Raw genomic sequence first — 7,630 nt, forward strand, 5'->3', positions numbered from 1 at the left:
GCCGAGCTGACGGCGGCGGTGGCCGCCGCCTCGGCGGTTCACCCCGGCACCCGGCTCCGCCGGCGCGGGCGGATGTGGGTCGCCGGTGAGGAGCCGCCGCCGGTCCGGCGGGTCGAGGGGACGCCGGGCGGCCTCGGCGTGGCAGGTATCCCCGCGGTGCACGAGCCGATGCCCACCGGAGACGGCTCGTTCTGCGAGGTGCTGTGGTGCCCGGGAACGCCCACGGTGCTGGTGTTCCGCGCCTCGCACGCCGTCATGGACGGCCGTGGCAAGGGACTGTGGATCGCTGATGTGTTCCGGGCGCTGCGCGGCGAAGAGCCCGTCGGCGCGGCCGACCCGGTCACCGACGTCCAGGCGTACGAGGCGCTCGGCATCACCCACGCTGAGACCGCGCCCGACATGTGGCACCGCTCGCCGCTGCCCCGCCCCGAGTCCGCCGGCCGGACCCGTACCGCCTGGGCGCGGCGGACCGTGGACGGCTACCACCCCGCGCTGACCGCCAAGGTCGCCACGGCGCTCACCCGCGTCTACGGGCTCGACCCCGCCCACTTCGCCATCGCCTTCGACCTGCGCCGCCACCTCCCGGACGCGCGGACCACCGGCAACATGATCCAGACCGAGCTGTTCGAGGTCGCCGCCGACGAGCCGTGGGAGGCGCTGCACGAGAAGCTGCTGAGCACGATGGCCGAGGGCCGGGAGATCAGTTGGCGGCTGGACCCGAACCTGCTGAAGATGCCGCTCTTCGCCCTGCGGACGCTGATCCGGATCCTGGAGGTCACCAAGAAGGACCAGTACGCGGCGGCCTCCGTCCTCTCCGACCTGGGCCGGATCGAACCGGGCGAGATCTGCGCGCCGTCGTTCGAGGCGCGCTCCACCTATCTGCTGCCGCTGCTCACGGCGATGTCGTCGCCCGAGATGAACTTCGTCGAGTACGGCGGCAGGACCGAACTGACCCTGGCCTGGTGGGCAGGGGAAGGCGCCGAGGAGCGGGCGGGCGCGGTGCTGGACGCGGTGGCCGAGGCGCTGACGCCGGAGGGGGCCGGGGCGGGCGGAGTCCTGCGCGGACCCCGGCCGGACGGCCCAGCCCCAGACCCAGGCCCCGGCGCTGACCCCGGCGCGCGGCGCGTCACCGGCGGGACGGTCGTGGACCGGTTCAGGGCGGCCGTTGCCAGGAACCCGGCGGCGGTGGCGCTCCAACACGCGGACGGCGAGCTGACGTTCGCGGAACTCGACGCGCGCTCCGAGGCGGTGGCCGCGCGGCTGGCGGAACTACGGCAGGGCCGGGGCGCCGTGGTCGGCCTGCTGGCCGACCGGTCGCCCGGGATGCTGGCGGGGCTGTGGGGCGTACTTAAGTCCGGCGCGGCCTATTGCCCGCTGGACCCGGAACACCCCGACGCGCGGCTGGCCGGGCTGCTCGCGGACGCCGGTGCTGAGATCTGCCTGGTGCCGGGCGAGTCGGCGGACCGGGAGTTCCTGCCTGCCGGATGCGCGGCGCTGGAAGTTGCGCCGCTGGTGGAGGCGGCGGCGGACGGCGTGAGTGCCGGGGCGCGGCGGACCCCCGTACCGCCGGGGTGCGACCCGGCGCCGGACGACCTGGCGTACGTGATCTACACCTCCGGGTCGACCGGGGCGCCGAAGGGCGTCGAGATCGGACACGCCGCACTGGCCAACTACGTGGAGTGGGCGGCGGAACGCTTCGAGGTGGACGCGTCCACGCGCTTCGCCGTCTTCACGTCGCCCGCCTTCGACCTGCCCAACACCGCCCTGTATCTGTCGACGCTGGCCGGCGGCACCCTCGTACTGATTCCGGGCCCGCCCACCCATCTGACGCTGCGTCATCTCCTGGAGGAGTCCGGGGCCAACGCGCTCAAACTCACCCCGTCGCATCTCGACCTGATCGCCCAACTCGACCTGAATCCACGAGGGTTTCGCACTTTGGTGGTCGGCGGCGAGCCGCTGCGGCCCGCTGTCGCCGCCCGGGCGGCCGAGCAGTTCGGCCCCGACTGCCGGATCTTCAACCACTACGGTCCCACCGAGGCGACCGTCGGCTGTGTGGTGAACCGGTACGGGCCCGAGCACGACGCGCTCGCCGTGGTGCCGATCGGCGCGCCGGCGGCCGGCTGTACGGTCCGCCTCCTCGACGCCGACCGGCAGCCGGTGGCCGAGGGGCAGGCGGGGGAGATGTATCTGGGCGGCGCGCAGGTCGCGCGCGGCTACCGGGGGCGGCCCGACCTGACCAGGGAGCGCTTCGTCCGCCTCGCCGACGGCTCGCGGGTCTACCGGAGCGGTGACCTGGCGCGGCTACTGCCCTCCGGCGAACTGGAGTTCATCGGGCGGGCCGACGACCAGGTGAAGGTGCTGGGCCACCGGATCGAACCGGGCGAGGTCGCGCACGCCCTGGAGGCGCACCCCGCGGTGAGCCGCGCGGTGGTGGCCGCCCGGCGCGGCCCGCGCGGCGACACGGTGCTGTGCGGCTGGGCGGTCGCCCGCGAGGCGGTGTCCCGCGACACACTCGCCGAGTTCCTGGCCGACCGGCTGCCGAGGCACCTGGTGCCGGGGGCGATCAGGCTGGTGGACGGCTTCGGCCGGACCGCCAACGGCAAGATCGACCTCCGGGCGCTGCCCGACCCGTTCGAGGACGGCCCGGCAGCGACAGGGGCTGCGGCGGAGACCATGCGACCGCAGGAGCCGGCCGACGAGGTGGGCGCGGCCATCGCCGGGATCTGGGCCAGGACCCTCGGCGTCGACGCTCGGCGGCTGGACGGCGCCGCCGACTTCCACCGGCTCGGCGGCAACTCCGTGCTGATGCTCGCGATGCTCGCCGAGGTGGGCGGTACGGTCGTCGGCGCGGCGGGGGAGGCCGCCTTCATGGCAGGGCTCGGCCGGATCATCCGCCGCCCCACCCTGGACACCGTGGGCGAGCTGGCCCGCAAGGCGATCGCCGAGACCCGGGACTGACCGGGCTGAGGGGGGACGGTACGGCCTGACGAGGCGGTACGGGCTGACGGGACGCGGGCGACGGGCGCCCGCCGGGTACGGAAGCAACTCCCGCACCCGGCGGGCGCCTCGGCACCGGCGCCCCGTCAGGACGAGATCTGCACCCTGCTGTGGTCGCCCAGGATCAGCCGATGGGCGTCCGGCACCCTCGACGCCGGTGTGACCTCGACATTGCGGCCGATGAGGGACGCCTCCACCCGCCGTACCCCCAGCAGCGACGAGTCGCGCAGCACGATGGAGAACTCGATCTCGCTGTCCTCGATCCGGCAGTTCTCGGACACGGAGGTGAACGGGCCCACATACGAGCCGGAGATGACGGTGCCGGGCCCGATCACCACGGGGCCGACGATCCGTGAACCCTCCACGACGGCTCCCTCGCCGATCTCCACCCGGCCGACGATCTCGCTGGCCTCGTCCACCCGGCCCTCGATCCGGCGCTCCAGGGTCTCCAGCACCGAGCGGTTGACCTCCAGCATGTCGACGACGTTCCCGGTGTCCTTCCAGTAGCCGGAGATCAGCGTGGACCGTACGTCCAGGCGCTGGTCCAGCATCCACTGGATGGCGTCGGTGATCTCCAACTCGCCACGCCAGGACGGCTCGATGGCCCGCACCGCCTCGTGCACGGCCGGCGTGAAGAGATACACGCCCACCACGGCCAGGTCGCTGCGCGGCTCCGCCGGCTTCTCCTGGAGGCCCACCACCCGCCCGGCGGGGTCCAGTTCGGCGACGCCGAACGCGCGTGGGTTCGGCACCTGGGTCAGCAGCAGCCGGGCGGCGGGGCGTTCGGCGCGGAACTCGTCCACCAGACCGGCGATGCCCCCGACGATGAAGTTGTCGCCGAGGTACATCACGAAGTCGTCGTCGCCGAGGAACTCCCGGGCGATCAGCACCGCGTGGGCGAGACCGAGCGGCGACTCCTGCGGGATATAGGTCACATGGACGCCGAGCTTGGAGCCGTCGCCGACGGCCTCGCGGATCTCCTCGGCGGTCTCGCCGACGATGATGCCGACCTCGGTGATCCCCGCCTCCGCGATCGCCTCCAATCCGTAGAACAGCACGGGTTTGTTGGCCACGGGCACGAGCTGCTTCGCCGAGGTGTGGGTGATCGGCCGCAGCCGGGTGCCCGCGCCCCCTGAGAGCACAAGGGCCTTCATGTCATTCCCTGCTTTCCGTGGAAGAGCGTGGAAGGCGGCCGTCACCTGGCCGGTGGCGGTGGCGGTCACGCTAGCCCGGCCGGGACTGAGGAAAGCGACAGGATTTCCGGGGTTTGTTGTTACTCGACCGTGGCAGATGTTACTCATGGAAGTAAATCGGGCATGCGACACGCCGCTCTCGTTCACCGCCACGGCGCGGCGCGGCCAGATCGTCCGGGCCGCGATCGAGACCATCGCCGAACACGGCTTCGCCGCCGCCTCGTTCGCCCGGATCGCCGAGCGGGCCGAGCTGTCCAGCACCCGGCTGATCTCGTACCACTTCAAGGACAAGAAGGACCTCATCACCGAAGTGGTGGTGCAGGTGCTGTCGGCCCTGGAGGAGTACGTGGGGACACGGACGCACGGGACGACCACGGCACGCGGCGCGCTGGAGGCGTACCTGCGGGCCAACATCGAGTTCGCCGACACCCGGAGAACCGAGATGGGGGCCCTGCTCGGCGTGTTCACCGCGGGCGGCTTCCACATCGACGCCATCGAGCACGACCAGGTGCTCTCCCCGATCGAGCGGATCCTGCGGGACGGGCAGGCAGCCGGCGAGTTCCGGGCGTTCGACCCGTATGTGATGGCGGCCGCCGTGCAGCGCTGCGTCGAGGGCTTCCCCATGGCGCTGGAGGCCAGGCCCGGCCTGGACGCGGACTCCTACGCCACCGAGATCGTCACCCTGTTCGACCTGGCCACCCGGAGGACGTCATGACCGCCGTTGCTGCCGTACGAGAGACCCGGACCGGCTGGCGGGCCTACGCGGTGACGCTGGTCATCACCCTGTCGACGGCCCTGATCGGCCTCGCCCAACTCCTCCACCCCGCGATCCTGGACACCCTGCAACGCGACCCGGACGCGCTGCACTCCGGCCAGTACTGGCGGCTGATCACCCCGATCCTGGTCCAGGGCGCCGGCTGGTGGCAGTACGGCTTCAACCTGGTCGGCAGCCTGGTCATCGGCGTCAGCCTGGAGCCGTACTGGGGCCGGATGCGCTGGCTGCTGGTCTACCTGGCCGCCGGGCTCGCCGGTGTGCTCGGCGCGTACCACTGGGAGCCGCACGGCACCGGATCCGGTTCGTCGGACGCCGTCGCCGGGCTGATCGGCGCGCTGATGGTCGCCATCTGGTACGGCTACCGGCCCCGCTTCCCCGCGTACCTGTACGCCGCGTACTTCATGGCCTATCTCGCCGTCCTCGACCTGACGAGTCTGATCCCCGCGATGGTGGTCGGCTCGGTCTCCCTGTCCGTGTCCGGCCGGATGTGGAGCCTCGGGAAGACCGGCGGGCTGCGCATCCTGCTGACGGTGCTCCTGCTGCTGGGCGCGCCCGCGATGATCCTGCTGCACGACAACCACGGTGTGGGGCTGGTCACCGGTGTGGTGCTGGGCGTCCTCCTGCCCGTACGACGGAATGTCTCGGACAGGAACTGGCAAACCCCCTAGCGCGCCCTGGCTTTACTGAGCGCATGACGACCACCGCGAGCGGAAGTGGCGTGCTGGGAGTACTCGGCGGGATGGGGCCTTTCGCCTCCGCCGGGTTCTTGCAGACCGTGTACGAGGTGGCCGCCGAGCAGGTCGGGCGAGTGGCCGAACAGGGCCTGCCGCGCTGCCTGTTGGATTCAGACCCGGCCTTCCCCGACCGCACCGACGAGATCCGGGCGGGAAGGGAGGCCGAGTTCACCGAGCGGCTCCGGCTGCGACTGGCCGGGCTGCTCGACCTCGGAGCCACCCGGGTCGTCGTGCCCTGCGTGACCGCCCACCACTTCATCGGCCTGCTGCACCCCGCCCAGCGGGAGCGGCTGATCTCACTGGTGGACCTGGTCGTCGACGATCTGGCCGCCAGCGGGGAGGGCGAACGCTTCCTGCTGGTCGCCACCCACGGCACCCGGGACGCGCGGATCTTCGAACAGGCGGCCCGCTGGCCGGAGGTGGCACGCCGTGTCGTGCTGCCCGGCCCCGCCACCCAGGACGCCCTGCACCGGCTTCTCTACCGCCTCAAGTGGGAGCCGGTCACCGCCGAACTCGCCGAGCCCTTTCTGCGGCTCGCCGGGGAGCACGGCTGCCAGGGACTGATCGCCGGATGTACCGAGATTCACCTGCTGACGCGATGGCTGCGGGCCCGGGGCGACGGCGGCCCCCGGATCATCGACCCGCTGCTGACCGTGGCCACTCATCTGAAGACCCTGCTTGCTGCATAGAGGAGTTCGACGTGGAGTCGGAGAGCGCACTGCGGTACTGGCGGGAGCGGCTTACGGGGTTCGCCCAGCCGACCCGGCTCGGTATCGAGCGGACCGCCGCCGGACGTGACAGGGCCAGGGCCCGGCTGCCGTGGACACCGGGGCGTACGGCCCTGCTGGACCGGGCAGCCGGGGCGGCCGGGATCGGTACCGAGCACCTGGTGCTCGGCGCCTGGGCTCTGGTGCTCGCCGCCCACGCGGGCGAGCGCGACGTCCTCTTCGGGGCGGCCATGGACGCCACAGACACCGAGCCACTGCCCCTGCGGGTCGGCGGCCCCGGGAGCGCGCGGCGCGTCGGCGCGTACCTTCGGGAGATCAGGGACCAGGTCGAGAGCGGCCGGCGACACGATTTCCTGACGGCACGTCAGTTCGCTGCCTGCGCCGATCTTCCGGACGACACCGCGCTGTTCGACATCGCGGCCCGATGTCGGAGGACGGCCACCGAGCCCGCCTCCGACCCGGCCGCAGCCACCGCCCCGGCCCCCGGGCCAGCCCCTTCCGCGGTCCCCGCCGCCCCGCCGTACGCGATCGAGCTGCATGTCGCGCTCGGACCCGAGCCGGGGCTCGTCGTGGACCACGCCGTGGACCGCATCGGTACGGTCGACGCGCAGCGCCTGCTCACCCACCTCGACCGGATGGTCACCGCGCTCGCCGAGGCGGCGCCCGGGGACCCGCTCGACGGCCTCGGCATGCTCTTCTCCGGTGAGTTCGACCGGATCGTCCATGAGTGGAACGACACAGCGACCGACCGGGGTGAACTCCGCTGCCTGCACGAGCTGTTCGAGCTCCAGGCCGCCAGAACCCCGGACGCGCTCGCCGTCGTTCAGGGCGAGGAGCGCCTCAGCTACGCCGAACTCGACGCGGCCGCGGACCGGTTGGCCGCCAGGCTGGCCGCCGCCGGGGCCGGCGGCGGCGACCTCGTGGCGCTCTCGCTGCGCCGCACCGTACACATCGTGGTGGCACTGCTCGGGGTCCTCAAGTCGGGGGCCGCGTACGCCCCGGTGGACCCGGCGCTGCCCGCCGAGCGCGTCCGCGGCCTGATCGAGGCGCTCGCCGCCCCCGTGGTCCTCACCGACCCCGAGACGGTGCCCGCCGTCCTGGCCCACTGCGCGGGGCTGCCCGCACTCCGCGAGGTGCTCTGGCTGGGCGGCGACGGCGGCGACGGCGGCGGGCCCGTCACGGAGCCGGGCGCCCACCCGGCCG

Annotated in this window: 6 protein-coding genes; 5 read left to right on the forward strand and 1 reads right to left on the reverse strand. The window is 72.8% G+C overall.

Going from position 1 to position 7,630, the window contains the following annotated elements:
- A partial coding sequence (locus QR77_RS29050; RefSeq protein ID WP_052489132.1) for a non-ribosomal peptide synthetase occupies positions 1-2,958 on the forward strand: 2,958 nt, incomplete at its 5' end.
- 125 nt (positions 2,959-3,083) lie between these two features.
- Here QR77_RS29050 and QR77_RS29055 read toward each other — a convergent pair.
- A complete protein-coding gene (locus QR77_RS29055) occupies positions 3,084-4,151 on the reverse strand; it encodes a glucose-1-phosphate thymidylyltransferase (protein WP_040024985.1) in 1,068 nt (355 codons plus the stop codon).
- A gap of 145 nt (positions 4,152-4,296) precedes the next feature.
- Between QR77_RS29055 and QR77_RS29060 the strand changes: the two genes are divergently transcribed.
- The 4 genes from QR77_RS29060 to QR77_RS46990 form a co-directional block, all read left to right on the forward strand.
- The gene (locus QR77_RS29060; protein WP_040028843.1) at positions 4,297-4,905 is read left to right on the forward strand and encodes a TetR family transcriptional regulator; all 609 of its coding nucleotides are present in this window, start codon (positions 4,297-4,299) and stop codon (positions 4,903-4,905) included.
- Entirely contained in the window at positions 4,902-5,633 is a 732-nt protein-coding gene (locus tag QR77_RS42445; protein ID WP_052489134.1) for a rhomboid family intramembrane serine protease, read from the forward strand. The genes QR77_RS29060 and QR77_RS42445 overlap by 4 nt, the downstream gene beginning before the upstream one ends.
- Before the next feature lie 23 nt (positions 5,634-5,656).
- Positions 5,657-6,388, forward strand: coding sequence for an aspartate/glutamate racemase family protein (locus QR77_RS29070; RefSeq protein WP_052489135.1), 732 nt, complete (start codon positions 5,657-5,659; stop codon positions 6,386-6,388).
- An 11-nt stretch (positions 6,389-6,399) separates the two neighbouring features.
- Positions 6,400-7,630 (forward strand): AMP-binding protein (locus QR77_RS46990; protein WP_040024986.1); only part of this gene is annotated, 1,231 nt, incomplete at its 3' end.

Origin of the sequence: Streptomyces sp. 150FB, assembly GCF_000818195.1 — a bacterium.
In the GTDB taxonomy this organism is placed as follows: domain Bacteria; phylum Actinomycetota; class Actinomycetes; order Streptomycetales; family Streptomycetaceae; genus Streptomyces.